Annotated in this window: 22 protein-coding genes; 8 read left to right on the top strand and 14 right to left on the bottom strand. The window is 40.7% G+C overall.

Annotated features, from left to right (window positions below):
* Positions 1-20: 20 nt before the first annotated feature.
* Both lpxH and BTO08_RS08075 read right to left on the bottom strand, forming a co-directional pair.
* Entirely contained in the window at positions 21-761 is a 741-nt protein-coding gene (lpxH, locus tag BTO08_RS08080) for a UDP-2,3-diacylglucosamine diphosphatase (RefSeq protein WP_105060601.1), read from the bottom strand.
* A 45-nt stretch (positions 762-806) separates the two neighbouring features.
* On the bottom strand, positions 807-1,301 hold the full coding sequence (locus BTO08_RS08075) for a peptidylprolyl isomerase (RefSeq protein WP_005370640.1): 495 nt from the start codon (positions 1,299-1,301) through the stop codon (positions 807-809).
* 202 nt (positions 1,302-1,503) lie between these two features.
* Between BTO08_RS08075 and cysS the strand changes: the two genes are divergently transcribed.
* Positions 1,504-2,886, top strand: a complete 1,383-nt coding sequence (cysS, locus tag BTO08_RS08070) for a cysteine--tRNA ligase (RefSeq protein ID WP_105060600.1) — start codon at positions 1,504-1,506, stop codon at positions 2,884-2,886.
* A 67-nt stretch (positions 2,887-2,953) separates the two neighbouring features.
* Here the strand turns inward: cysS and BTO08_RS08065 are convergent, their stop codons facing one another.
* The 4 genes from BTO08_RS08065 to BTO08_RS08050 all read right to left on the bottom strand — a co-directional run bounded on the left by BTO08_RS08065 (position 2,954) and on the right by BTO08_RS08050 (position 8,009).
* Positions 2,954-3,841 carry a mechanosensitive ion channel family protein gene (locus tag BTO08_RS08065; RefSeq protein ID WP_105060599.1) on the bottom strand — a complete coding sequence of 296 codons (888 nt, stop codon included), beginning with the start codon at positions 3,839-3,841 and terminating at the stop codon, positions 2,954-2,956.
* A complete protein-coding gene (locus BTO08_RS08060; RefSeq protein WP_105060598.1) occupies positions 3,842-6,199 on the bottom strand; it encodes an AAA family ATPase in 2,358 nt (785 codons plus the stop codon). It lies immediately after the preceding gene.
* Between the two features lie 145 nt (positions 6,200-6,344).
* The gene (locus BTO08_RS08055) at positions 6,345-7,163 is read right to left on the bottom strand and encodes an ion transporter (RefSeq protein ID WP_005370644.1); all 819 of its coding nucleotides are present in this window, start codon (positions 7,161-7,163) and stop codon (positions 6,345-6,347) included.
* Positions 7,164-7,370: 207 nt separating this feature from the next.
* Positions 7,371-8,009, bottom strand: a complete 639-nt coding sequence (locus tag BTO08_RS08050; protein ID WP_045127240.1) for a YchE family NAAT transporter — start codon at positions 8,007-8,009, stop codon at positions 7,371-7,373.
* A 706-nt stretch (positions 8,010-8,715) separates the two neighbouring features.
* Between BTO08_RS08050 and adhE the strand changes: the two genes are divergently transcribed.
* Positions 8,716-11,397, top strand: a complete 2,682-nt coding sequence (gene adhE, locus BTO08_RS08045) for a bifunctional acetaldehyde-CoA/alcohol dehydrogenase (RefSeq protein ID WP_105060597.1) — start codon at positions 8,716-8,718, stop codon at positions 11,395-11,397.
* Positions 11,398-11,460: 63 nt separating this feature from the next.
* Here the strand turns inward: adhE and BTO08_RS08040 are convergent, their stop codons facing one another.
* The 8 genes from BTO08_RS08040 to BTO08_RS08005 all read right to left on the bottom strand — a co-directional run bounded on the left by BTO08_RS08040 (position 11,461) and on the right by BTO08_RS08005 (position 19,164).
* On the bottom strand, positions 11,461-12,138 hold the full coding sequence (locus BTO08_RS08040; protein WP_105060596.1) for an SDR family NAD(P)-dependent oxidoreductase: 678 nt from the start codon (positions 12,136-12,138) through the stop codon (positions 11,461-11,463).
* A gap of 180 nt (positions 12,139-12,318) precedes the next feature.
* Entirely contained in the window at positions 12,319-12,825 is a 507-nt protein-coding gene (locus BTO08_RS08035; RefSeq protein WP_105061326.1) for a VC2046/SO_2500 family protein, read from the bottom strand.
* A gap of 143 nt (positions 12,826-12,968) precedes the next feature.
* Positions 12,969-13,943, bottom strand: coding sequence for an alpha-L-glutamate ligase-like protein (locus BTO08_RS08030; RefSeq protein WP_105060595.1), 975 nt, complete (start codon positions 13,941-13,943; stop codon positions 12,969-12,971).
* A gap of 3 nt (positions 13,944-13,946) precedes the next feature.
* Positions 13,947-15,455, bottom strand: coding sequence for an inactive transglutaminase family protein (locus BTO08_RS08025; protein WP_005370650.1), 1,509 nt, complete (start codon positions 15,453-15,455; stop codon positions 13,947-13,949).
* Positions 15,456-15,469: 14 nt separating this feature from the next.
* Complete coding sequence (locus tag BTO08_RS08020; RefSeq protein ID WP_105060594.1) at positions 15,470-16,279, bottom strand: ATP-dependent zinc protease family protein; 810 nt, start codon at positions 16,277-16,279, stop codon at positions 15,470-15,472.
* A gap of 86 nt (positions 16,280-16,365) precedes the next feature.
* A complete protein-coding gene (gene cmoB, locus BTO08_RS08015) occupies positions 16,366-17,340 on the bottom strand; it encodes a tRNA 5-methoxyuridine(34)/uridine 5-oxyacetic acid(34) synthase CmoB (protein WP_105060593.1) in 975 nt (324 codons plus the stop codon).
* A 15-nt stretch (positions 17,341-17,355) separates the two neighbouring features.
* Positions 17,356-18,084: a carboxy-S-adenosyl-L-methionine synthase CmoA gene (gene cmoA / locus BTO08_RS08010; protein WP_005370656.1), complete on the bottom strand. Its 729-nt coding sequence runs from the start codon at positions 18,082-18,084 to the stop codon at positions 17,356-17,358.
* A 171-nt stretch (positions 18,085-18,255) separates the two neighbouring features.
* The gene (locus BTO08_RS08005) at positions 18,256-19,164 is read right to left on the bottom strand and encodes a DUF72 domain-containing protein (RefSeq protein ID WP_105060592.1); all 909 of its coding nucleotides are present in this window, start codon (positions 19,162-19,164) and stop codon (positions 18,256-18,258) included.
* A gap of 320 nt (positions 19,165-19,484) precedes the next feature.
* Between BTO08_RS08005 and aspS the strand changes: the two genes are divergently transcribed.
* The 6 genes from aspS (at position 19,485) to ruvB (ending at position 26,095) form a co-directional block, all read left to right on the top strand.
* Positions 19,485-21,275, top strand: a complete 1,791-nt coding sequence (gene aspS, locus BTO08_RS07995; RefSeq protein ID WP_105060591.1) for an aspartate--tRNA ligase — start codon at positions 19,485-19,487, stop codon at positions 21,273-21,275.
* A gap of 204 nt (positions 21,276-21,479) precedes the next feature.
* Positions 21,480-22,226 (top strand): YebC/PmpR family DNA-binding transcriptional regulator, encoded by a 747-nt coding sequence (locus BTO08_RS07990; RefSeq protein WP_105060590.1) that lies wholly within the window; start codon positions 21,480-21,482, stop codon positions 22,224-22,226.
* Between the two features lie 22 nt (positions 22,227-22,248).
* Positions 22,249-22,770 carry a crossover junction endodeoxyribonuclease RuvC gene (ruvC, locus tag BTO08_RS07985; RefSeq protein WP_005370662.1) on the top strand — a complete coding sequence of 174 codons (522 nt, stop codon included), beginning with the start codon at positions 22,249-22,251 and terminating at the stop codon, positions 22,768-22,770.
* Positions 22,771-22,890: 120 nt separating this feature from the next.
* Positions 22,891-24,345 (top strand): methyl-accepting chemotaxis protein, encoded by a 1,455-nt coding sequence (locus tag BTO08_RS07980; protein WP_105060589.1) that lies wholly within the window; start codon positions 22,891-22,893, stop codon positions 24,343-24,345.
* A 77-nt stretch (positions 24,346-24,422) separates the two neighbouring features.
* Positions 24,423-25,046, top strand: a complete 624-nt coding sequence (gene ruvA / locus BTO08_RS07975; protein WP_005370666.1) for a Holliday junction branch migration protein RuvA — start codon at positions 24,423-24,425, stop codon at positions 25,044-25,046.
* Between the two features lie 29 nt (positions 25,047-25,075).
* Positions 25,076-26,095, top strand: coding sequence for a Holliday junction branch migration DNA helicase RuvB (ruvB, locus tag BTO08_RS07970; RefSeq protein ID WP_105060588.1), 1,020 nt, complete (start codon positions 25,076-25,078; stop codon positions 26,093-26,095).
* Positions 26,096-26,630 lie beyond the last annotated feature (535 nt).

Here is a 26,630-nt window from a genome sequence, read left to right as displayed (position 1 = left end):
GTACGCATTGCGTACCTTTTTTATTGCTGCTGATTAGTATCAAAATTACGGGTTTCTAGCTGATAGCCATCAGGCGTAACGACTAATACCGAACCATGTTCATACCAATCACCGAGGACAATACGTGAGGCTGGCTTATTATCAACAGTGAGTGAATGAATATTTGGTCGATGGGTGTGACCATGGATCATTTGATCAACATGGAAAGCTTGCATCAATCGAACCACTTCACTTTGTGTGACGTCCATGATGGATTGGCTCTTCATCTGATTATTTTTACTACTATTACTTCTAAACTTCTCACCAATTTTAATACGACGAGAAAGAGGAATGCGGAAGAATAACCATTGAATAAACTTGTTATGCACTTTTTTACGGTAACGTTGATACGCTTCGTCTTCTATGCATAAAGTATCACCATGGAGGATTAAGGTTGGTTTTCCGTACAGCTCAACAACGCAATGTTCAGGAAGTAACTGAACCCCCGTTTGTTGGCTAAAACGTTTACCAATTAAAAAGTCGCGATTACCATGGATAAAATAGCAAGGAGTCCCCGAATCAGTGAGGGCTTTAAAGGCCTGTTTGATTTGTTGTAAAAAAGGCGAGTTTTCATCATCCCCAATCCACATTTCAAACAAATCCCCGAGCACGTATAAGGCGTCAATATCTTTTGTGTCTTCTGCCATAAATCGCAAAAAACATGCTGTCATATCGGGACGCTCAGCACTTAAGTGCAGATCTGAAATAAATAGTGTTGTCATAATAGAAAAAGGGCGGCTAATGCCACCCTTAATATCAATGAAGACTTATTCTTCGATAGTTACGCTTTCGATAACAACATCTTCAACGGGTACATCAGAGTGGTAACCGTGACGGCCTGTTTTCACAGCCTTAATCTTGTTAACTACATCCATACCTTCAACCACTGCTGCAAATACACAGTAGCCCCAACCGCTCATGTTTTCACCAGTAAAATCAAGGAAGTTGTTGTCTTTTACGTTGATGAAGAACTGAGAGCTTGCAGAGTGAGGAGCGTTAGTACGCGCCATTGCAAGTGTGCCTGTCTTGTTGCTTAGGCCATTGTTTGCTTCGTTTTGAATTGGAGCGCGAGTTTCTTTCTCTTCCATACCAGGAAGCATGCCGCCACCTTGAACCATGAAACCATCAATAACACGGTGGAAAATAGTACCGTTGTAGAAACCATCACGGCAGTATTGAAGGAAGTTTGCACACGTTTGAGGTGCTTTGTCTTCGAATAGGTTAATTTTGATGTCACCAAAATTTGTGTGAAGGGTAATCATGATCTTTTCCTTTAATGGAGTATTTTTCTTTAAGTCTTGAATATTAACTTACCATAGCCTGCTCAGACAAACATTACCCGATTAATCGGTGGCTAATGGTTAAAATAGCATTCATTAAAGGATTTTCCTTGCCAACAAAAGGCATAAAAGGTGTAATTACCCTTCGAATTTGTAATCCTACTACTATGAGTAATGAAGAGACATGTTAAAGATCTATAACTCGCTCACACGACAGAAAGAGGCATTCACCCCAATCCAGCCTGGTAAAGTAGGCATGTACGTCTGTGGAGTAACGATCTACGATTTGTGTCACATCGGACACGGTCGTACGTTTGTATCTTTTGACGTGGTTTCTCGTTACCTGCGCTATTCTGGTTATGATTTAACATTTGTTCGTAATATCACTGATATCGACGATAAAATCATTAAGCGTGCCGCTGAAAATGGCGAAAGTTGTGATTCATTAACTGAGCGTTTGATCGGTGAAATGCATGCGGATTTTGATGCGTTAGGTATGAAACGTCCAGACGTTGAACCACGTGCGACACAGTTTATCGCAGAAATTATCGCGCTTTGTGAGCGATTAATTGAACGTGGTTTTGCTTATGTTGCTTCTAATGGCGATGTCATGTTTGAAGTGAGCAAGTATGAAGATTACGGTCGTCTATCTAAGCAAGATCTTGACCAACTTCAAGCAGGTGCACGTGTTGATATCGATATGGCAAAACGTAGCCCATTAGACTTTGTACTATGGAAAATGTCTAAGCCAGGTGAACCTACGTGGGAATCGCCATGGGGCCCAGGCCGTCCAGGTTGGCACATTGAATGTTCAGCAATGAACTCTGCAATCTTAGGCGATCACTTTGATATTCACGGTGGTGGTTCAGATCTTCAGTTCCCACACCATGAAAACGAAATCGCACAATCTTGCTGTGCGCACGACACCCAGTATGTAAATACTTGGATGCACAGTGGCATGGTAATGGTTGATCGCGAGAAGATGTCTAAGTCATTAGGTAACTTCTTCACGATTCGTGATGTATTAAACCACTACGATCCTGAAACGGTACGTTACTTCCTAATGTCTGGTCACTACCGTAGCCAGCTTAACTACAGCGAAGATAACTTGAAGCAAGCGCGTTCTGCACTTGAGCGTCTATACACGTCGCTTCGTGGTTTAGACACATCAGTTGAAGCGGCTGGCGGTGAAGAGTTCGTTACTCGCTTTAAAGAAGCGATGGATGATGACTTTAATACACCTGAAGCTTATTCAGTACTGTTTGATATGGCGCGTGAAATTAACCGTTTGAAAACAGATGATGTTGCTACGGCTTCTGCATTAGGTGCACGTATGCGTGAGCTTGCTGATGTACTTGGTCTTCTATCTCAAGAGCCTGAAGCTTTCTTACAAGGTGGCGCAGGTGAAGATGATAATGTGGCTGAAATTGAAGCATTGATTCAACAACGTCTCGATGCACGTGCAGCAAAAGATTGGGCTGCAGCAGATGACGCTCGTGATAAGTTATTAGCGATGGGCATTATCTTAGAAGATGGTGCACAAGGCACAACATGGCGTCGTAAGTAATTACATCCCCATAAGAAAAAACCGAGCTAAGTGCTCGGTTTTTTTATATCAGTAATAAAAATATGAATTAAGCATCGGCACTTTTGAGTGCGATCGCTGGTGGCCTAATACCGTTACGTGCAAATTCTTCCATTACACGCAGTGTAATATCAGTTTCAAATAACTTTTCATATTTGGTATCAACCACATAAGCTTTACAAGTCAACATGATAGCTAGGTAGTTATCGGTGATCGTTTGCTTTACTAAAACCGTCACAGGTTTTGGTAGGTGAATATAACGGCTTGATGACGCTGCTTCTTGGATTAAATCGCGGGCTAAACGGATATCTTGATCCATACTGATATAGAAGGGGATCACCACTTGCATATCCAGCGCACCATAGTTACCACTGACGGTGACTTCACTTAAGAATTTGTTGTTTGGTATGGTGATAATATCGTCATTTAAGGTGCGCATACGTACAGAGCGCAAACCGATAGTAATAATGTCACCATAATTGCCTTCAAATGTTACACGATCGCCAACTTGGAAAGGCCTATCAATCATCACGGTTAAGCCTGCAATGAACGAGGCTGCCAAGTCTTTAAGGGCAAAACCAACAGATACCGCAATAGTACCGCCAATCAAAGCTAAGATACGATCATCAACACGGAAACTCATCATAAAGACGGCAATACCCGTCGACATATAAATGAAGAATTGGAAGAAAGATTGTAACTTTTGTAGCAACATTCGACGTTGAGCAAATTGGCTACTGATACCATCAACAATTGATTGAATGAATCGCAGTAATATCCAAGCGGCACAAACCGTTAATGCAGAAAAGAGCACGCCACTCCAACGAATAAGACTAGCAAATTGTTGAAAGCTTTCAATATTTGGCATGTCATCAGCAAAAACGGCTGGTGAAAAACTAAGAAGTATTAGGCTAAAGAGACAGAATAAACGCTTCATTTATTTCACCAATAAGTGCTGACGGTGGAGAACATTAGTTATATGGCGGAACCAGTGATCGGAGATTTTCGCTTTATCATCTGACCATTCAATAAAACCACGACTTTGGAAGTAACGTAACGTACCAATAACTTCATCAAGGCTGAGCTGAGTACATTCAGAGAGCTCTTGCGGAGATGCGACCTCTAACTGCACAATAGAACGTAGCACTGCTAACATCGGCTTTGGCATTTGTTCTAAATCTTCAGATTGTGGTGCTTTAAATAAACGTACCAGTACTTTATCTGTGTCTTTATCTCGCTGCAGAGAGAAACGGAAGAAACGTACAGCAACCGTAGGGTTACCATCAGAGTAATCCCACAGAATACGATAGAAGCCTCGTTGAGCACGTTCTTCTTCTGTGATGTCATCTTCATCCCACTGGCGAGGCAGCACTAGACCTTCAAAGCTGATGGCAAATTCTCCTTCGGAAGAGGTGCGGGTTTTTAATAAGTCGCCAATTTGCTGTTCGCTCCAGCGTGGCATGAAGGTGACTAAATCAAACAGTAAACGCTCACCACGAGCACGATCAACAAAACGCCAACATGATTTCTCAACCGCAATAATCGCACGGTGACTTTTCCGTGTTTTACGCAATAAATTAGTGATACTCATTAGATCTTTTAGTCCACCGACTTTAGGCGTCACCAATCGTTGGGCGTTATCGATGGCAATTAAATAGGTTGTTTCACTGTTACGTAAGTATTCAAGAATATCATCTTCACAACTGTCACTAGCAAGCCCAAGAGCGGTAGAGAACTGTTGTAGTAATTCTGCGTAGCCATCATAAGGACAGTTAATGTATATCGGTGTTGCATTTTTAACTTTGTGTAACAAGCGTCGAAGAAGTGTTGTTGTACCAATGCCACGCTCACCAGAAACAACACAAACTGCGGGTTTATCAGTTAATAAGTAGCCTGAAAGCTGTTTAATTTCTTCTAACGCATAGTCTTCAATGATTTGGCTATCATCACTACCTGGCTTTACATATTCATAAGTAGCGGCACCTTTGATACGAACCATATTGAGTTGTTCGCGAGAGGTTTCTGTTTGTTTAGCAACTTCAATACGGAATAGATAGGCGAGTGCATGACGAAAGAAAATGTACTTTGATAAGTTAGCAACCAGTGTGTGTTGAAAGCGACGTAAGGTAAGCCATGCTGCACCTAGTGCTGTTGCTGGAATTGAAAGTAATAATTTATCTTTATGATTGAGCGCCCATTTAATAGAAAGGGGCAGATGTGTCGCGCCTTCTAAACGCTTAAAGACGATATGTCGCCAACGACGAAGCGTAATTAAGGTTAATAAGATAAAACCAAAGAAGATAATTGACCAAATCCACGCATAGATGGTGCCTTGCCCCAGTGTGCGCGCTGAAATTTGTAGAATTACGCCTGCGGCAATAAATCCCCATACGTATTGGCGAATAGTTGAAAGACGTAATGCGACAACTTCAGCATCGCTATTATTGATGCTATTACGACGCGCAAACTCGAGTATAAATCGCACTGCAATTGAGCCCCCAAGGATCCACCAAGTGAATATTTCCAAGTAGGTCAAGTGGTGCAAGCTTGGTAATTGTGAAACAACACGGAGTGAAAGTGTGATTGCAATTAACCAACCAATTGGACGGTGTGCTCGACTAATATACCAAATTGTACGAAATAAAAGATTGGGGTGCGGGTTATGTTCGAGCTGTGTTTCTCTAAAATGTTCGATTAAACGTGCGCTATTACGCTGCCACCAAGAAAGTAAAAATAAAATACCGAAAACTTTTAAGGCAACTACAAGAATGGGGACTGGTGAGATCAGCATATCTTTTAGCAAATCATGGAAACTGCGTAATTGATATAAGACCATATACTGTAAGTTAAGCGCTGTGATTGATAGCTCTAACTTAAATTGTTGAACGCCAAAAGGTCCAAATCCTGTCACCTTATCTTGGATAGCAGATGAACTTAAATTGAGAAGGCGCTCTTTATCTTGGCTAATGCTCAGTAGTGAACTGTAAACCGATGACAGTTTTTCCCACGCTTGTTCTTTATTATCGCTTTTATGGTATTCATTCAGTGCTGTTGCCAGTAACTTTTGATGTTTCTTTTGTTGTGAGAGGGTCTTAGACAGTAATGAATTAACTTCTTTAACATCGTTATGAGTGAACAAATGCTGATCAGGTAGCTGATTAATGGCAGTATTTATGCTCATTGCTGCTTGGGTTAATTCAGGCTGGTCTGTTTCAAAAAGTGTTAGCGTAGCAGATGCTGAAGCACTGAATATTAGAATGAAACTACAGAGTAATGAGTATATCGTTAATCGCATTAATTTTTAATATTTCCTAAATGATGAAGATAAAGGTAGACCAAATAAGACGAGAATAATTGTTATCTTGTAAAAGTAAGAATTAGATCACGTCTTAAAGATCAAGTGGTTAATCATTAAAGCTAATGGTTTAATTTAATGATAATTAGATGTTTTCAGGGAGTTGTGTTCCACACTTTTTACAGTAATCAGCATCTACTTCATGACCACTGGTCGCACAATTCGGGCATCGTCTTAGATTGCGGTGTGTTTTCATTTCTTGATTGAGCTCTGCGGTCAAAATACCAGTAGGAACGGCAAGAATTGAATAACCAAGTAACATGGTTAATGAAGCTAACGCCTTACCCATCACGGTCTGCGGCACAATATCGCCATAACCAACGGTTGTAATAGTCACGACTGCCCAGTAAATACTTTTAGGGATACTGGTAAAGCCATTTTCAGGACCTTCAATTAAGAACATTAACGAGCCAAATACCGTAACTAGAATTAATACAGAGCTAAAGAAAACAAAGATTTTACGCTGGGCATGGCGAAGTGATCGTAAAAGGATGTTGGAGTCTTGTAAAAATCTAGCCAGTTTTAGCACACGGAAAATACGTAAAACACGGATTAAACGTACGATTAGTAAATAGTTTGAACCTGGCACAAAGAAAGAAATGTAAGCAGGCACAATGGCAATTAAATCAATGATGCCATAAAAACTGCGCGCGTAAGCAAGAGGGCGTGGCGAACAATACAAGCGCAGAATATATTCTATGGTAAATAAGATCGTAAATAGCCACTCAGCACCTAACAGCGCTGTGGAGAATTTTGATTCAATACTGGCAACAGATGAAATGATTAGGATCAGTTCAGAGCTAACAATAGCGATTATTAAGCCAATATCGAATAGCTGTCCAGCGCGTGTAGAGGTACCAAAAATAATTTGGTAAAGACGTTGTCTTAGAGTCAGTTTAATCATAATTAAGTGTTAGTTAGCCGTAAGCTTACGCAGAAGTAGGTTATTATTTTGTATGGCATATCAATCAGCGGACTAGTATAGCAAAAATAGTATTAGGTAAGTGCGTAAATGATGGGCGTAGGTAATTGATAATAAAAAGTCCCGAAAAAATCGAGACTTTATATTTAATTATTATCTTTTATTAGCGAGGTGTTTATGTTTTGACGCTTAAACTAGGCCTGGTAGCATCACTTTTAATCCATTAATAATAAATTCAATACCAAGTGCGGCAAGGATCAAACCCATGATTCGAGTAATAACGTTAATCCCTGTTTGACCTAAGAAGCGTACAATTAATGGGGCAGAGCGAAACAGTAACCAACAGCCAAAAGCAAATACAACGATGGTAATGGCAATGCCAATCGTTGATGTCATTGTTGGATACTTGGAACCATAAACAATGGTTGAACTGATGGCACCTGGTCCAGCCATTAAAGGCATTGCAAGTGGAACCACACCGACTTGTTCACGAATGGCTGACTCTGATTTCTCTTCTTTATTTTGTTTCACCTCACCAATCTTACCGCTCATCATTGAAAAAGCGATACTCAGCAATAGCAAGCCGCCGGCGACTCGGAATGAATCAATAGAGATACTAAAGAGATCCAATAAGTGTTGGCCAGCAACAAGAGCCACTACCAGTATTATAACAACAGCGGTATTGGTTGTTAGCGCTGTTTTATTACGCTCTTCAGGTGTCATTGAACCTGTTAATGACACGAAAACAGGCATAATACCAACAGGGTTTACCGTTGCAAAAAGCCCGACAAAAAAGTGTAAAAATATTCCAATTTCAATGGCTTGCATGATTTTCTCGGTTAGGTTTTTCTAGGTGTAAGTCATGAGAATAGTATTCATCAATACAGTTGATCTCAGAGTAAAAAAGCCTCGTATAAAAAGGCGGAGTTATTAACTTAACAGTTAGGTTATGCGTGATGTTTTTTGACAGTCAAAACTAATGTCAGTTAATTACTTGGTGATATTTTAATCTTAAATTATTTGACTAACCACAAAAAAAAGCCTGCTTTTTTAGTTCTAGGGAAATATTTCTCCATTTATATTAATAAACTTTCATTGTTAAAAAGATGAACTACTATGTTGAAACGAAATGCTTATCAAGACTAATGGCTCAATATTGACCAAATGGCATATGAAAAGGTGATAATTATCACAAGTGGATAAATATAGGGCTAGTAAATGTATTTTTATTACGTAATATTTATCCTTGTGAATTGAGTGGTTATTGTCGCTGATATGTGAAATGTTAGTGAAAACATTGATGTTATAGATTATCTGTTTATTTATTGTTCGTTTTTTATGGTTTTTAGATGTAATTTGAACATCCGAGCTAACACTGATCTAAATCAAATCTTTTTGTAATATGAATAAATATAATCAATTTTGAAAGTAATTTACTAAGTGTGTGATTTTCTTAATTCGACAATTTTAAGAATGAAAGGAATTGAGCCGTATCCTTACTAAAAAGTTTTCAATCTTAAGGTAGGAGTCTACTATGCCTGTTACAAATATCACTGAACTAGATGCAATGGTTGCACGCGTTAAAGCGGCACAAAAAGAATTTGCAACTTTCTCTCAAGAGCAAGTGGATAAAATTTTCCGCGCTGCTTCTCTTGCTGCAAACAACGCACGTATTCCTCTAGCTCAGCAAGCTGTTGCTGAATCTGGTATGGGTATCATCGAAGACAAGGTTATTAAAAACCACTTCGCTTCTGAATTTATCTACAACAAATACAAAGACGAAAAGACATGCGGTATCTTGGAAGAGAACGATGAGTTCGGCACCATGACTATTGCTGAGCCTGTAGGTATTATTTGTGGTATCGTTCCAACGACTAACCCAACATCTACAGCTATCTTCAAATCTTTAATCTCTCTTAAAACACGTAACGCAATTATTTTCTCGCCACACCCACGTGCTAAAGACTCAACTAACGCTGCTGCTAAATTAGTATTAGATGCCGCTGTTGCCGCGGGTGCACCAAAAGATATTATTGGCTGGATTGATCAACCATCAGTAGAACTATCTAATGCACTAATGAAGCACGATGATATCAACCTTATCCTTGCGACTGGTGGTCCAGGCATGGTTAAAGCGGCTTACTCTTCTGGTAAACCAGCTATCGGTGTTGGTGCGGGTAACGTACCTGTTGTTATCGATGAAACGGCTGATGTTAAGCGTGCTGTTGCATCTGTTCTTATGTCAAAAACGTTTGATAACGGCGTTGTTTGTGCCTCAGAGCAAGCAGTAATCGTTATGGACGAAGTCTATGATGAAGTGAAAGAGCGTTTTGCTTCTCACAATGGCTACGTTTTATCAAAAGATGAAGCGAATAAAGTTCGTAAAATTCTGCTTATCAACGGTAACCTTAATGCAGATATCGTAGGTCAGCCAGCAACGAAGATCGCTGAAATGGCGGGTGTTACTGTTCCTGCTAATACTAAGATCCTTATCGGTGAAGGTGAGCAAGTTTCTTTCGACGACGAGTTCGCACATGAGAAATTATCTCCTACATTAGGTATGTTCCGCGCGTCTTCATTTGAAAATGCAGTAGATCAAGCAGTAACAATGGTAGAGATTGGTGGTATCGGCCATACATCAGGCCTATACACTAACCAAGATACTAACGCTGATCGTATTAAGTACTTCGGCGACAAAATGAAAACCGCACGTATTCTTGTAAATATCCCAACAACTCATGGTGGTATCGGTGATCTTTACAACTTTAACGTTGCGCCTTCGCTAACGCTAGGTTGTGGTTCATGGGGTGGTAACTCTATCTCTGAGAACGTAGGTCCTAAGCACCTTATCAACAAGAAGACAGTAGCGAAGCGAGCTGAAAATATGTTGTGGCATAAACTACCTAAATCAATTTACTTCCGTCGTGGTAGCCTTCCAATTGCACTTAGCGATTTAGAAGGTAAGAAACGTGCGTTCTTAGTAACAGACCGTTTCCTATTTAATAACGGTTACGCAGATGAAATCGTATCTTTGCTTAAAGCACAAGGTATCGAAGTTCAAACATTCTTTGATGTAGAAGCGGATCCAACACTGTCTGTTGTTGAGAAAGGCGCTGAAGCAATGAAGAGCTTCCAACCTGATGTGATTATTGCACTCGGTGGTGGTTCACCAATGGATGCTGCGAAGATCATGTGGGTAATGTACGAGCACCCTGAAACGCATTTCGAAGAACTAGCAATGCGCTTTATGGATATTCGTAAGCGTATTTACAAGTTCCCTAAAATGGGTAAGAAAGCTGAGCTAGTATGTATTACTACTACATCTGGTACAGGTTCTGAAGTAACACCATTTGCGGTTGTAACTGATGATAAAACAGGTGCTAAGTACCCACTAGCAGATTATGAATTAACACCTCACATGGCTATCGTTGATGCGAACCTTGTGATGAACATGCCTAAGTCGCTAACAGCGTTTGGTGGTTACGATGCCGTCACTCACGCATTAGAAGCTTATGTATCTGTTCTTGCTAATGAATACTCTGATGGTCAAGCACTTCAAGCACTAAGAATGCTAAAAGAGTACTTACCATCAAGCTATGCAAATGGTGCTAATGATCCAATCGCACGTGAGAAAGTACACAATGCGGCAACTATCGCAGGTATCGCGTTTGCTAACGCATTCCTAGGTGTTTGTCACTCAATGGCGCACAAACTAGGTGCTGAGTTCCACGTACCTCATGGTCTTGCTAACGCATTGTTGATTTCTAACGTTGTTCGTTACAACGCGAATGATAACCCAACAAAGCAAACAGCATTCTCACAGTACGCAAGCCCACAAGCGCGTCGTCGTTATGCTGAAGTTGCTGATCACTTAGGTCTATCACATGCGGGTGACCGTACAGCACAGAAAATTGAGCGTCTATTAACTTGGTTAGAAGAACTGAAAGTGAATCTTCAGATCCCTATGTCAATCCAAGAAGCAGGCGTTGCAGAAGCTGATTTCCTTGCGAAAGTTGATGAGCTAGCGGTAGAAGCGTTTGATGACCAGTGTACTGGTGCAAACCCTCGTTACCCTCTAATCTCTGAGCTTAAAGATGTACTAATGGCATCTTACTACGGTAAGCCTTTCATTGAAGGTGAAGCGTTTGAAGGCACAACAGTGATTAAAAAATCAGAGCCAGTGAAAACCACTAAAGGTAAAAAAGCAAAAGCTTAATATCGAGCACTGATTGAAAAAAAGCCCGCTAACTTAGCGGGCTTTTTTATATCTTATAGATGCTTATATCAAACACTCTGCTTCAAGTATCCTGCCATTGAAGGAATCATTAGTAATAATGTATTCCGTGCAACTGACTATCTCTTCTTGTAATCGTGTATGGACCATTGTCTGTTTATCTGAAGTAATTGGAATAATGGCACCTACTCGGATATTCAAAGAAGATAATTCTTTAGACCAGCCAAAAGTTAAGCCTTGTATTACTGATTTACTGGTATCGGAAAGGTGAGTGTGATGGCTAGATGGTTGTAGGGCTAAATTAATAATGACGGCTGGTTGTTTGTTGCCTTGCATTATTGTTGCTGCTATTTGTCCAACGCTAAAAAAAGTTGTTGCGCTGTTACACATTACATCGTTGAATTCATTAATTGCATTAGGTTCAAGAATACTAGGCGTATTCGTACATTTGGGCCATGTGTTGAGCAGGACATTAAAAGTCCCTAGTTGGCGCTGAATATGGGTAAAGACTTGTTTAATAGAATGCGGTTGGGTGTCTTCTAAATGAAAGATGTTGATATGACTAGAAAATTGAGAGCAAGCATCCTGTGTTGCCTCTAACTTGTTGATGTCATTATCAACGAGAGCAAGTTTCGCCCCTAATGATGCGAAATGAAGAGCCATGGCTTTACCGATGAGAGTACCTGCCGCAGTGATGACTATTACAGATTGATCAATACGCATAGTAGTATCATCCAAAAATTATCATATTAATATGGCATTAACTGATCAGACCTAAAGTAGTTAATAACCATATTAGTTAGCGCTTTCACAATAGAATAATTAGATGTGACAATGTTTGATTGCGCTCACAAAGATACCTATTGCGTATCATTGTTGGATTGGCAGATAGTTATATGGACATTAAGCAGCGTGAAAAAGCTCAGAAGTTCGCTTGGCATGAATAAGCGAAGTATATAAGTTTTTTGGTGACGCAGAGATAGGGCGAGGCTCTTCTGGTGGAAGCTTGCGACGTTCGTGTACAGAAAGGTTATGAAAGAGATCTTCAGGTAATCCTTTGGTGTTCTCGGCTGGGAATGTTAACGCTGTTGGTTGTAGGCCGTGTAGTAAACGGGTACTCGCAATACCTGATTCATGAAAAGCTTTTGCCTGATCCGCAGAGCGTTGGTAACAATGCTCTGATGTGGTCAGCGGTTGAGGAGAGGGTAGCTCAAAATAAGCACGCAGTTGTTGCTCTGTTTGAATCTGCTCAGGTTCGTTATCTTGCGGTGTATTTTCCATTAATTCAGAAGATAGCAATGCAAGCATTAATGAGAAATCAGCACGGCGACCAGATTCAACCGCTTGGTTGAGTCCTGTACCGAGCTGGATCTCATTGATCAGCATATTATCTAAAGAAATGTGTTGCATGGAAAAGTAAGCCTTAATCATATTGATACTCTTTATATCGACATCAATACCAAGAGCTTTAATTTTTTTATTCTATTAATAAAAATAAAAAAGCCCTGTCGTCATAACACGACAGGGCTTTCAAAAGATATTAACCGAGAAGATTAAAACTTAGGTTTGACACCGAACTGGTGAGCAGCATAAGCGACACGCTCTTCAGGTGTTGGCGTATGTGCTGAAGTACCGATATTTTCAATATGGCGAAGGCGAGGGAGTAAACCACAACCATTTGCAATTTGAATAGCCAATCCTGGTCGAGCATTGAGCTCTAGTACCATAGGGCCTTTCACTTTGTCTAACACCATATCTGTACCCATGTAGCCTAAGCCAGTCATTTCCCAAGCACTCGCAGCAAGCGTTAGCAGCTTGTTCCAATTAGGTACTTGAAGCTCGCTGAGTAAACGATCAGTATCAGGATGGTGTTCAATTGGCTGATTAAATTGAACTGCTCGTACTGCTTTACCTGACGCGATATCAATCCCTACACCGACAGCACCTTGGTGCAAGTTTGCTTTACCATCGGACGCAGAGGTCGAACAACGCATCATCGCCATCACAGGATAGCCTTTAAATACGATGACACGAACATCAGGTACACCTTCAAAACTAAAGCCATCAAAAACATTATCAAATTGGATCAAGTTTTCGACCATGGCGACATCATTTTTACCACCCAACGAGAATAGTCCCGCGAGGGTATTGGTAATATGACGTTCAACATCTTGTTTATTGATTTCAGCACCAGACGGTTTTACATAAATACCATCTTTGTGCTTAACAATAACTAAAATGCCTTTACCGCCCGAGCCTTGTGCGGGCTTAATCACAAATCCAGGCCAATCTTTTACCATATCGTGGATTTTTTTTACTGAGCCTTGGCTATCGATAACACCGATCAAATCAGGAACGGTTGCACCTGCTTGTTGGGCGATAAATTTTGTTTTTAATTTATCATCAACAAGAGGATAAAGGCTGCGATCATTATAGCGACCAATGTAGCTATGATTACGCTTGTTCATCCCCATGATGCCACGTTCTTTCAGCTTGTTTGGTGAAGTAAAACGTGCAAGTAAATTCATCGATTAATCCTCAGTTAGCGGCTTAAAACGACGAAGTTCACTTAAACGATAACCTGTGTAGTTACCTAGCATTAGGATCACCGCTAGGATAATGAACTGAACACCAATAAAGTTAAATGTTAGATGACGGATCATCGGGTTAGTCATTGCAAGGTAAACTAAAATTGCTGTTAGTAGCGAGCCACCACCTTGAACAAATACTTCTTTTGCCCCTTCTTCTTCCCATAGAATCGACATACGTTCGATAGTCCATGACAAGATGATCATAGGGAAGAAGGTAATGGTTAGACCTTCAATAAGACCAATCTTAAAGGCGACAACTGTGAATATTGAAATGATCAATATTACGGTAATAATCACCGCGGATATTCGCGAGACTAAGAGCAAGTTCAACTTCGATAAATAACTTCGAATAATTAAACCTGTACCAACAATCAATAAGAAACCGACAATACCCGTTAATAATTGTGTTTGGACAAACGCAACCGCGATTAACACTGGCATGAAAGTACCAGAGGTTTTCAAGCCAATAATAACGCGAAGGAATACCACAATTAGCGCGCCAATCGGAACAAGCATAATGGTTTTAAACATTGCTTGTTCTTCGAGCGGTAATGAGTGGATTGAGAAGTTTAATAAATCTTCGGCTTTAATCTTCTCTTGCGTAGCACGCTGTGGTGTGATGTCTTGAGCAATGATAGAAAAACTAATATTAGAATTTCGACCACCAACAACATCTAGCATCGCACTGCCTTGTTGGTTCCAAATCATTACATCAGATGGTTTGCCTTCTTCACCAGTGGTAAGGTTGAAGAGTTTCCAACTATTGTTATCCCAAACTTCAACCATCGGCATCACTGTTTGGCGACGACGACCATCTTCAAGTTTTAAGCCGCTAACAATACGCGAATGAATACCTTCAAGTGAAAGTAAATTCGTAATTGCTTCTTGCAGACTCATAGAATCAAGTAATACAGATGCGTTTTGGTTTTGTTTATCTTGTAATTGGCGAATAAGTTCACGGGTAAACGTGGTGTTGTTCGCAGATAAATTACGCGCCTGTGTTAACAGTGCTGTTGCTGCTGTTTGTTGTGGGTTACTTAAACTAACCGCTGCAGGTTCACCTTTAGGTGGGATCTCTTTGTACTGTGCTTGATCATCAACAAGAAGTTGAGTTTTGTAGTAAAGCACTTGCTTACCCATTGCGGTACGCGTAGCCCAGTCAGCTTGGTGACCTTCTTTCGTATCATGAATAAGTACAGAGTAGCCAGGAGGAGACGACGTACTTTCATCAATTAAGGTAAAGCCTTCCTGTGTTTCAGGCGTCGCCATTTTAACTTGTACAGGATCACCAACAGCATCGAATTGAACACGTGCTTCAACTTCCCACACTGCACGCTCATCGCCTGGTGTCCACGGCACACCGTAGACATCGTGGCGATACATGCTCAGCCCTAAACCTGCAATAATAAGCAGTGAAATAAGGATATAAAAAGGTACTCTAGACGTCATGACATCCTCATCATTTATTTATTAGCACTAACTGGCTCTGGTTTTGGCTCAGTTTTTCCTTGAACAAATTCTTTACCCACATCAACGAGTGCAATGTCTTTAAAGAACTCACGACCCAATAAAACAGGGAAATCCATCTTAGTTCGATCTGCAAGCGTGAATTGCGCTTTTTCATGTAAATTGCCAAGCGTGATCCAAGCTTCAATTACAGGGCGACGTACCGCATCTTCTGAGGTTGATTGGCGGATACGAACCCAACGCAGAATAGGTGCTTCGATAGTTTCAGGTGTTGCTTTATCGTTTTGTGCTTTTTCTTCTGGTGTATCTTCTGCTGAATCATGGCTTAGGCTAAAACGCACCCACTCTTTACCATCTCGTTCAAAAGTTTGTACATCAACAGCATTTAAAGAAGAGGTGGTTGCACCTGTATCGACACGTGCTCTAAAGAATGATTTAACCGAATCAAGCCAAACCCACTCTTCCTGACCAAGGATAGCTTTACCATTGGCTTGTGTTGGATTTTCTTCAATTTTAGGCTCAATAGGCACTCGAACAATTTGTTTTTCAACAATAACTTTAGGCTTTTCTAAGCTTTTTTGCTTAATAAACTTTAGATCTTTAGATATAGACGCTAATTTACTTTCTAGCTCGGTAATATATTGCTGTTGTGAATCCATTCGAGTAGAAACAGTATCGAATTGAGAATTAATGTTCTGTTCTACGTTGCTGATCGCAGCCAAGGTTTCTTGATGATCTTGAGGCTGCGTGGTTGAACACCCTGTCAGTATTGCAATTGTGATTAATGGTACGCTGAAGCGAAGCATCATATCTCCTATGTGCGTCTATTTTCTAATGTCGACCGTAGTTTACCTTACAAAAAGGGATGCGAACAGCATCCCAGTGTCAGTTACTAGTCAGGATTGCGGGCTATTAAAACCGCACGTTTTGGTGCTGGATATCCTTCGATAGTTTTTGACGGATTTTCTGGATCTAAGTATTCTGGAAGGGAATTATTTGTCATCCAATCTGTCGTTCTTTGCTCATCTGTTGTTGTTATATTCTCATCAACAATACGCACATCAACAAAGCCACATTTTTCCATCCACACTTTTAATGCTTTTGCTGATGGGAAGAAATAAACATTGTGCATTTGGGCGTAACGGTGAGTTGGAACCAATACCGCATTTTCATCACCATCAATCACCAATGTTTCTAGAATGACTTCACCGCCTTTACGCAGCTGATTTTTTAACTGAATGATATGATCGAGTGGTGAACGACGGTGGTACAGAACCCCCATACTAAATACCGTATCAAATGCTTTTAATTCTGGCAGTTCTTCAATACCTAATGGTAATAAGAATGCGCGATTATCATTGCCCATTAATCGTTTAATGGCTTCAAATTGAATTAAAAATAAGCTTGATGGGTCGATACCAACGGTAAGCTTTGCACCTTCACCCAACATGCGCCACATATGATAGCCATTACCACAGCCTACATCTAATACGCTACGACCTTTTAGTGGTGTAATGTGAGGCAGTACACGATCCCATTTCCAATCTGAGCGCCACTCAGTATCGATATGAATATCGTGCATGGTGAATGGGCCTTTACGCCAAGGGTGAAGCAAACGTAATAGACTTTCTAAACGTTTTTTCTCGCCATCGGCAATTGGGACTTCATTACGAACACTAACTTCATTTTTTAAATCAATAATATCGGGTTTATCGGTTGGGAACTTTTGCAATGCGCGAACCCAACGAGCCATATCACCGTGCTCTCTATTTTCCCAATCACTTAATTGTTTAGGTAGAGTATTTAGCCATGGACGTAATGTTTCATGCTGGGCAAGAAGCTGATAAAAATCAGAAAAACTAAACATATGGAACAAAAAACCTTATTTAATCGCAAACATTGAGCCGAAATTGAAGCACTGGAACCATACTTCAGAACTAGAAAAGCCGATTTTCTTGAAACGTGTTTTGTGGGTTTCAATACTGTCAGGGCGCATCACATTTTCTATTGCGCTCCGTTTTTGGCTGATCTCTAGTTCGCTATAACCATTCGCTCGTTTAAAATCGTGGTGTAAATCAATCAATAATTCGTTGGCACGTTCGTCATCGAAAATATATTTCTCCGACAAAATTAAAATACCGCCAGGGCGTAAGCCAGCATAGATTTTTTCTAATAATGCTTGGCGATCTTCAGGTACAAGGAATTGGAGAGTGAAATTTAAAACCACGACTGAAGCGTCATGAATATCAACATCACGGATATCAGCTTCAAGTACTTGCACTGGTGTGTCAGAGCGATATGCGTCCACTAATAATCGGCATCGTTCAACCATAGCAGCAGAATTATCAATTGCTAATATTTCGCAACCTTCTTGCTGAATATGGCGACGCATAGAAAGAGTGGCTGCCCCTAAAGAGCAACCAAGATCAAAGACTTTAGAATGAGGCTTGGCAAAGCGCTCAGCTAACATGCCAATTGCTGAGATGATATTACTGTAACCCGGCACAGAGCGTTGGATCATATCAGGGAAGACTTCAGCAACACGCTCATCGAACGTAAAATCACCGAGTTTTTCAATTGGCGCAGCAAAAATATTGTCGTGGCCTGCCATTTCTCACGAACCTCATAATATATAAAGAACAGGGATCCATTGTACGTATTGAGCATCAAACTTTGCTGATACTCAGGCGATCCATCACCTTTGAAAGGTCGCGTATTGTAGAGAAAATAGCAGCATTTGTCTTTAATGATTTCTGATTTGTTCTTTGATTGATTATTTGCGTTATAGCAAAGAGATTTGTGGCGTACTTATTTCAGCTGCACTGGGTATAGCAAGTTCGGGGAGTGGCGAAAGAGTGTTGTTTTCGCTGATAAGGTGATCGCGTAACACATTATAAAGCCGACGGGCTGATTCAGGCGCAGCGTTATTGTCTGGGGTATGAATAAAGAGATAGGGCGTTTTACCTTCTTTGAACCATAAAGGCAGTCGTTGTAGCCAGTTTTTAAAAAAAGGATCGTTACACGCATCATCAGGATGACCAATAAAGCGGATCACAGGGTTATCAGCGGTTGCGATTGCATGAACAGGCACGCGAGGTTTCTTCTTTTGTGCATCAATTACCGCCTCTGTATTCGCTATGGCTGAAAATACGGGACGGCTATCCATAATAATGCGGTTACTGCCTTTTTCTAACAGCATTCGATTAAGTGCTTTTTCCTCTTCGCCTTTGGCAAAGAACGCAGGATGGCGAACTTCGACACCTGTAGTAAAGTGGCGTGGAAACTGATCTAAAAAGGCATCGAGCAAGGGTAAATCGTGAGGACTAAACCTCGCAGGTAACTGAATCATCCATACGCCCGTTTTTTCTTCTACCGGAGACATGGTATTTAAAAAGTCAACAAGGCTCTGATTACTATGACGTAACTGCTGCTGGTGGGTGATGGTTTGTGGGATTTTAAAGGTAAAACGAAACGATTCTGGTGTGGCATCGTTCCAGTTCTTTACTGTTGTCATACTTGGAATAGCATAGAAGGTGGTATTTCCCTCGACAGTATGAAATACCTCAGCATAGCGAGCTAAACGGTCACCATTTTTACAGCCTTTACCGTATATGCTTTGCTGCCAATGATTATGTGACCATTGAGATAACCCAAGATATAACGGTAAAGATAAATCAGAAGGTGAAGACATAATAATACTTGGGTTTATTAAGTTGAGAGTGATGATTTATCTTACGTGATTTTGTTTGTAAAAGTCTAAATCGCCGTAGATATTTGGTCATAATAAGACTTTAAAGTCGTCATAACGAATTGGTGATGAATTACCGTCGGATCACTTCGCTTATTGAGGCTGTTTGGGTATAATGCCTCGTTATTTTTGCCTCTTGGCCTTCTTGCTATCCAATTTAGACGATAAATTAGACAGCAAGCGGTCGGGATTGAATTCGCCTGACGTTTAGCGTTATCGACACTAAACGCAGGAATGTAAAGTATATAGATTGGGAATTTCTTATGCGCACCCATTATTGTGGACACCTGAACAAGTCCCTTGCAGGACAAACAGTCGATTTATGCGGCTGGGTAAACCGTCGTCGTGATTTAGGCGGCCTTATCTTTATTGATATGCGTGATCGCGAAGGTGTGGTTCAGGTTGTTATTGATCCTGATATGACTGAGATCTTCACACAAGCAAACCAATTACGTAACGAGTTTTGTATTCGTCTTACGGGTGAAGTGCGTGAGCGCCCTGAAAGTCAATGTAATAAAGAGATGGCAACAGGTGAAGTTGAGATTTATGCAACTGGCCTTGAAATCATTAACCGTTCTGACGCGTTACCGCTTGATTTCAACCAAAAGAACTCTGAAGAGCAGCGTCTAAAGTACCGTTACTTAGATCTTCGTCGCCCAGAAATGAGCGATCGTATTAAGCTACGTGCAAAAGCATCAAGCTTCGTTCGTCGTTTCTTAGATGACAATGCATTCCTTGATATTGAAACACCAGTACTAACAAAAGCTACGCCAGAAGGCGCACGTGATTACTTAGTACCAAGTCGTGTTCACAAAGGTAACTTCTACGCATTACCACAATCACCACAGCTATTTAAGCAGCTGCTAATGATGTCTGGTTTTGATCGTTACTACCAAATCGTTAAGTGTTTCCGTGATGAAGACTTACGTGCTGACCGTCAACCTGAATTTACTCAGATCGATATCGAAACGTCTTTCATGACAGCTGAAGAAGTTCGTGCTGTAACTGAAAAGATGATCACTGAAATGTGGAAAGAGCTACTAAACGTAGATCTAGGCACATTCCCAATCATGTCTTTCGAAGAAGCAGCGCGTCGTTTCGGTTCTGATAAGCCAGATCTACGTAACCCACTTGAGCTAGTTGATGTTGCAGACATCGTTAAAGATGTTGATTTCAAAGTCTTCTCAGGCCCTGCAAACGACGAAAAAGGTCGTGTAGCGGTTATCCGTGTACCAGGTGGTGCAGAGCTAAGCCGTAAGCAAATCGACGAATACACTAAGTTCGTGGGTATCTATGGCGCGAAAGGCCTAGCATGGATGAAAGTTAACGATCGCGCTGCAGGTTTTGAAGGTGTTCAATCTCCTGTTGCTAAGTTCCTTAACGAAGAAGTGGTTGCTAATCTTCTTGATCGCACTCAAGCAGAATCTGGCGACATCATCTTATTCGGTGCAGACAGCAAGCGTGTTGTAACAGAAGCGATGGGTGCACTTCGTCTGAAACTAGGTGAAGATCTAGGTCTAACAGACAAGTCAGCATGGAAACCACTTTGGGTTGTTGATTTCCCAATGTTCGAAGAGAACGAAGATGGTTCACTATCTGCAATGCACCACCCATTCACATCACCACTAAACCTAACACCAGAAGAGCTAGCGGCTAACCCTGCAGCAGCGTTATCAAACGCGTACGATATGGTAATCAATGGTTATGAAGTGGGCGGTGGTTCAGTACGTATCCATAACTCTGATATGCAATCAACAGTATTTGATATCTTAGGTATCTCTGCTGATGAGCAACGTTTGAAGTTTGGTTTCCTACTTGACGCTCTGAAGTTCGGTACGCCACCACACGCAGGTCTTGCGTTTGGTCTTGACCGTCTTGTAATGCTACTTTGTGGTACAGACAACATCCGTGATGTTATCGCGTTCCCTAAAACAACAGCAGCAGCATGTCTATTAACTGACGCGCCAAGCCTAGCAAACCCAGCAGCATTAGAAGAATTATCTATTGCCGTTAAAATTGCTAAGAAAGACGAAGAAGCAAAAGACGCAGAGTGATCTGATTAATTTGTTGTAATAAAAGCCGATGACTTATTTGCCACTTTTTAGTGAACGCCTATAAGACATCGGCTTTTTTGTCTTTTGTTTATTCCTTTCTGCTGTACATCTTATTTGGTAAAAGTGTTTTGTTCGCTTTAACTTCTTATTTGGTTTATGTTTTCATGCAAGCAAAAAAATTAACATTGCCTGATTGGAGATAACATGGCTGGACACAGTAAATTTGCCAATATAAAACATCGTAAAGCTGCTCAAGATGCTAAACGCGGTAAAATTTTTACTAAGTTAATTCGTGAGATTACCGTAGCCGCTAAAGAAGGTGGCAGTGAACCAGAAAATAACCCACGCTTACGTGCTGCCATTGATAAAGCACTATCAAATAATATGACTCGAGATACCATTAACCGTGCAGTGACACGTGGTGCTGGTGGTGAAGGTGACGAAGGGGTAGAAACTGTTATCTATGAAGGCTATGGTCCTGCGGGTACGGCGGTAATGGTTGAGTGTTTAACTGATAACCGAAACCGAACGGTATCGGGCGTACGTCATGCTTTCTCTAAAGCGGGTGGTAATCTTGGAACGGATGGTAGTGTAAGTTACCTTTTTGATAAAAAAGGCGTGATTTCTTATGCTGCAGGTTTAGATGAAGATGCTGTTATGGAAGTCGCGTTAGAATCTGGTGCTGATGATATTGAAACTAATGACGATGGTTCAATCGATGTTTACACTACGCCTGCTGATTTCGGTCGCGTGAAAGATGCATTAGATGCCGCAGGTTTTACAGCAGAAAATGCAGAAGTAACCTTAGTGCCATCAACGAAAGCTGAGTTAGATGCAACAACAGCACCTAAATTATTACGCTTAATTGATGCATTAGAAGATTTGGATGACATTCAAGAAGTCTACCATAACGGTGACATGTCAGATGAAGTAGCAGCTACGCTTGAATAATTGCTACTAATAGTAGTGAAAAATGTCGATAATTTTAGGTATAGACCCCGGCTCTCGTATTACGGGGTACGGGGTAATTCGTCAGGTTGGACGTAATTTAGAGTATTTAGGAAGCGGCTGTATTCGCACTTCAGAGCCTGGTATTCCTGGACGATTAAAGCAAATCTATGCAGGCGTGTCTGAAGTGATCACGCAATTTCAGCCTGATTTTTTTGCCATTGAAGAAGTGTTCATGGGCAAAAATGCCAGCTCTGCGATTAAATTAGGTCAGGCGCGAGGCAGTGCAATTGTTGCAGCAGTAAATGCAGATTTGCCGGTCAGTGAATATGCTGCGCGATTGATTAAACAGGCAGTAGTCGGAAACGGTGGTGCAGATAAAGCGCAAGTACAACATATGGTTTGTTCCGTATTAAAGCTAGCAGGCAAGCCTCAAGCTGATGCTGCTGATGCTTTAGCTGTTGCGATTTGTCACGCGCATACCTATAAAACCTTAGTGGCTATGGCAGGGAAAGCAACGGGAGCACGAAAGGGGCGTTATCGTTAATAGGCTTACTATTATTAAAGATGAGACACTTAAGGGATATATTTCTTAAGATATTTGTTATAGAAATGTTAATTATCTATAGTGGTCAGAGGTCTGATGATAATAAGCAAGGAAGTGAATATGAACCCTGCCACTTTATGGCGCAGTATATTTATGCCGCGCCAACCTCAATGGACAACTGCACAACAACGCCAAGCCGATATCCTCTCTTTATTTACTTTTATAGCTTTTCTCGTTGGTATCTATAGTTTTATTAAATGGTCAAACCATGGTCATGATAATCTTGTTTTCACCTCCGTCATATTGATCGTATTAGAGCTCCTTGCTATTTCTAGCCTGCGTTGGCTTCAACAGCCTTTAATGTCTTTAAATTTAGGCTTTATTGGTATGGCAATCCACGCGCTGAATATCATTTATCAAAGTGGTGGTGTGGTTGATTCAACACAGACTTATTGGGTGCCTTTGTTAGTTGTTTCTTTCTTCCTCTCGGCAACTCGCATTATGGCTATTCTTTGGAGTAGCTTGATCATTTGTGTTTCGGCTTACATGACATACCAACATATTCAGGGTGTTTCATTTCCACAGCTTTCTTTATCTCAAACAGCACAGCAAATTGAGGTTTGGTCTGGGATCGTGTTGCCATTGATTGTTATTTGTATTGCATTAGCTTTTACGGCGAAACAACGTGATATAGCAATTAATAGTGCCGAAAAAGCTAAGCTAAAAAGTGAATCAGAGGCCAGTAAAGCAACGGAAGGTGAGTTACGTCTATCTGATGTATTAATTCAAGCGAATAATAATTCTGAACAGTTAAAGCAAGTGTCTTATAGCTTAGCGAATCAATCCTCGCAGCTAGATAGCCAAGTCAATGAACTTAATATTAATAGTGAGTCACAAGCCAGCGCTGCTGAACAAATGAGCCATCAAGTACACCAAATGGTCCTTGGCATTGAGAGCTCAAGTCAGTTTGTTGAGGAGCTACGCGAAAAAAGCGATGTGGTTCATGAACTGGCGCAAAAAAGTTCGACGCATTTAGAAGATTCAACGCAAGCGATCAGTCAGATCATTAATAGTCACGATGAGATTATGAAAGTGGCAGACTTAATCACCTCTGTTGCTGAACAAACAAATTTGCTTGCACTAAATGCCGCGATAGAAGCAGCGCGTGCAGGCGATCAGGGAAGAGGGTTTGCGGTTGTCGCAGATCAAGTTCGGGAACTTTCAGCGAAAAGTAGTGAATCCGCAGTTGAGATCCGCCATCTATTGGATCGCAGTGAGCAGGAAGTGCGGCACGGTCAGGGGGTGATTAACGCCAGTACTGAACGGATGAATAACATTATTCAGCAAGTCACAACGATTTCTCAAGATGTGCAAGGGTTATCGGGTTTGATGACTGCTCAATCAACCGCATTAAAAGAGCTGGATGAAGCGAGCAGTGAAGTTGCTAATAGTGTGGTGAATACACAAAATGTGGCTGCAATCGTTGCGCAGCACGGTACGGAATTAAATCAGCAAGTGGTTGCCGTTCGTCATTTAACACAACAACTTGATCAGGTTGTTTCTCACTCTTCGTAAATTCGATAAAGAACTGGATGTCTATCCAGTTCTTTACTATTCTAGTGCCAATTTAAATTCACTATAGAGATGATGTTTTGATTGGTCGACTACGCGGAATTGTAATTGAAAAGCAGCCACCTGAAGTACTACTTGAAGTTGGTGGCATTGGTTATGAAGTACAGATGCCAATGAGCTGTTTTTATGAGTTACCACAGATCGGCCAAGAAGCCATTATCTTTACTCACTTTGTGGTACGAGAAGATGCGCAACTACTGTATGGCTTTAATAAGAAAAGTGAACGTGAGTTATTCCGTGAAGTAATTAAAGCTAACGGTGTTGGGCCTAAATTAGGCTTAGCAATTTTATCTGCTATGACTGCAAGTCAATTTGTTCGCAGCGTTGAATTAGAAGATGTTACTACGCTAGTTAAAATTCCCGGTGTCGGAAAGAAAACAGCAGAGCGTTTAGTTGTTGAAATGAAAGATCGCTTGAAAGGGTGGGGGGAAGGTGACTTATTTACGCCTGCACTTGATACTGCGGCATCAAACGCTCCGATCCAAGATCCATCAAATCAAGCTCGCGCTGAAGATGAAGCGGTGAGTGCATTGGTTGCGCTAGGTTATAAGCCACAAATTGCCGCGAAAGTGGTTTCTCAAGTCACACAACCAGAGATGAGTAGTGAAGCGATTATTCGTGATGCACTACGCTCAATGGTATAACCCTGTAAGTTGGGTATAGGCATTAAAGTATGATTGAAGCTGATCGACTGGTTTCTGGTAATTTCGAAACAACCCGTGAAGACGATATAATTGATCGCGCAATACGACCTAAATTACTTGATGATTATCAAGGGCAGGATCATGTTCGCGATCAAATGGAAATATTTATTAAAGCGGCAAAGATGCGTGATGAAGCCTTAGATCATTTATTGATCTTTGGCCCTCCGGGGTTAGGTAAAACAACGCTTGCAAATATAGTGGCAAATGAAATGGGGGTAAGTATTCGTACAACCTCAGGCCCTGTACTTGAAAAAGCCGGTGATTTGGCTGCGCTACTCACAAACCTTGAAGAAAACGATGTATTGTTTATTGATGAAATACATCGTCTAAGTCCTCAGGTTGAAGAAGTACTTTATCCTGCGATGGAAGATTACCAATTAGATATTATGATAGGTGAAGGCCCAGCCGCACGCTCAATTAAAATTGATTTGCCACCCTTTACTTTAATAGGTGCAACGACACGAGCGGGCTCATTAACTTCACCTCTACGTGATCGTTTTGGTATTACACAACGCCTTGAGTATTACAAAGTAGAAGATCTCAAAGACATTGTAGGCCGAAGTGCTAAATGTTTAGGGCTATCAATGGAAGAAGGCGGCGCGATGGAAATGGCCATGCGTGCTCGTGGTACGCCACGTATCGCTAATCGTTTATTACGGCGTGTGCGAGATTATGCTGAAGTAAAAGGTAACGGACATATTTGCCCTGATATTGCCAATAAAGCATTAGATATGCTCGATGTTGATAGCAGCGGTTTTGATTATATGGACCGTAAACTTCTATTAGCTATTATTGAAAAATTTATGGGTGGCCCTGTCGGTTTAGATAACTTAGCTGCAGCTATTGGTGAAGAGAAAGATACAATTGAAGATGTACTTGAACCTTATTTGATTCAGCAAGGTTATCTGCAACGGACACCAAGAGGGCGTATTGCGACACACCGCGCATATCTCCATTTTGGTTTAGACCTCCCTGAAAATACGAAGTAGCAAAAACTATTCGAGAATATAAAGCGTGGTGATTAAAGCCACGCTTTTTTGTTTAATAATTTTGTCATATTGTAAATTTATTGTTATGGTTGATTGTTATTTATTTTTCATGTTGGTAATTTAAATATCAATTAGACTGTTTATTCATGATTCAAATAGGATCTATATATTTTTCTTATTATCAAAAATATGATTATAGTTTTCATTTTTATTAGGTGAAAACTAATCAGAAATATAAAACGAGGTAATATCTCAAATTCGTTGCTTTTTATTTGTATTGTTTAGACGGTTTAACTTTATACATTAACGGGCTGATATTTAGTAAAAAATAAAAAACGTTTCGTTTAACTTAGATATTTATACATTCGTAAGTTTAGATATTTGAGGGGCAGTTACGACACCTTACAAGACAACGAATGACAGTCTAGAAGTTGATTTGTGAACTTTGTAGATTATTCATGAAATTTATCAAGTTATAACAAATTTAAAGCAAAATATTGATACACTTCGTTTAGCTATCATGATTAAATAAGAA

The organism is Photobacterium angustum, assembly GCF_002954615.1.
GTDB lineage: Bacteria > Pseudomonadota > Gammaproteobacteria > Enterobacterales > Vibrionaceae > Photobacterium > Photobacterium angustum_A.
Note: the sequence above shows the minus strand (reverse complement) of the source record. Positions and strands in the feature narration are given on the sequence as shown.

Coding starts and splice junctions, on each gene's coding strand:
- lpxH (WP_105060601.1), bottom strand. CDS start 761: ATGACAACACTATTTATTTCAGATCTGCACTTAAGTGCTGAGCGTCCC.
- BTO08_RS08075 (WP_005370640.1), bottom strand. CDS start 1,301: ATGATTACCCTTCACACAAATTTTGGTGACATCAAAATTAACCTATTC.
- cysS (WP_105060600.1), top strand. CDS start 1,504: ATGTTAAAGATCTATAACTCGCTCACACGACAGAAAGAGGCATTCACC.
- BTO08_RS08065 (WP_105060599.1), bottom strand. CDS start 3,841: ATGAAGCGTTTATTCTGTCTCTTTAGCCTAATACTTCTTAGTTTTTCA.
- BTO08_RS08060 (WP_105060598.1), bottom strand. CDS start 6,199: ATGCGATTAACGATATACTCATTACTCTGTAGTTTCATTCTAATATTC.
- BTO08_RS08055 (WP_005370644.1), bottom strand. CDS start 7,163: ATGATTAAACTGACTCTAAGACAACGTCTTTACCAAATTATTTTTGGT.
- BTO08_RS08050 (WP_045127240.1), bottom strand. CDS start 8,009: ATGCAAGCCATTGAAATTGGAATATTTTTACACTTTTTTGTCGGGCTT.
- adhE (WP_105060597.1), top strand. CDS start 8,716: ATGCCTGTTACAAATATCACTGAACTAGATGCAATGGTTGCACGCGTT.
- BTO08_RS08040 (WP_105060596.1), bottom strand. CDS start 12,138: ATGCGTATTGATCAATCTGTAATAGTCATCACTGCGGCAGGTACTCTC.
- BTO08_RS08035 (WP_105061326.1), bottom strand. CDS start 12,825: ATGCAACACATTTCTTTAGATAATATGCTGATCAATGAGATCCAGCTC.
- BTO08_RS08030 (WP_105060595.1), bottom strand. CDS start 13,943: ATGAATTTACTTGCACGTTTTACTTCACCAAACAAGCTGAAAGAACGT.
- BTO08_RS08025 (WP_005370650.1), bottom strand. CDS start 15,455: ATGACGTCTAGAGTACCTTTTTATATCCTTATTTCACTGCTTATTATT.
- BTO08_RS08020 (WP_105060594.1), bottom strand. CDS start 16,279: ATGCTTCGCTTCAGCGTACCATTAATCACAATTGCAATACTGACAGGG.
- cmoB (WP_105060593.1), bottom strand. CDS start 17,340: ATGTTTAGTTTTTCTGATTTTTATCAGCTTCTTGCCCAGCATGAAACA.
- cmoA (WP_005370656.1), bottom strand. CDS start 18,084: ATGGCAGGCCACGACAATATTTTTGCTGCGCCAATTGAAAAACTCGGT.
- BTO08_RS08005 (WP_105060592.1), bottom strand. CDS start 19,164: ATGTCTTCACCTTCTGATTTATCTTTACCGTTATATCTTGGGTTATCT.
- aspS (WP_105060591.1), top strand. CDS start 19,485: ATGCGCACCCATTATTGTGGACACCTGAACAAGTCCCTTGCAGGACAA.
- BTO08_RS07990 (WP_105060590.1), top strand. CDS start 21,480: ATGGCTGGACACAGTAAATTTGCCAATATAAAACATCGTAAAGCTGCT.
- ruvC (WP_005370662.1), top strand. CDS start 22,249: ATGTCGATAATTTTAGGTATAGACCCCGGCTCTCGTATTACGGGGTAC.
- BTO08_RS07980 (WP_105060589.1), top strand. CDS start 22,891: ATGAACCCTGCCACTTTATGGCGCAGTATATTTATGCCGCGCCAACCT.
- ruvB (WP_105060588.1), top strand. CDS start 25,076: ATGATTGAAGCTGATCGACTGGTTTCTGGTAATTTCGAAACAACCCGT.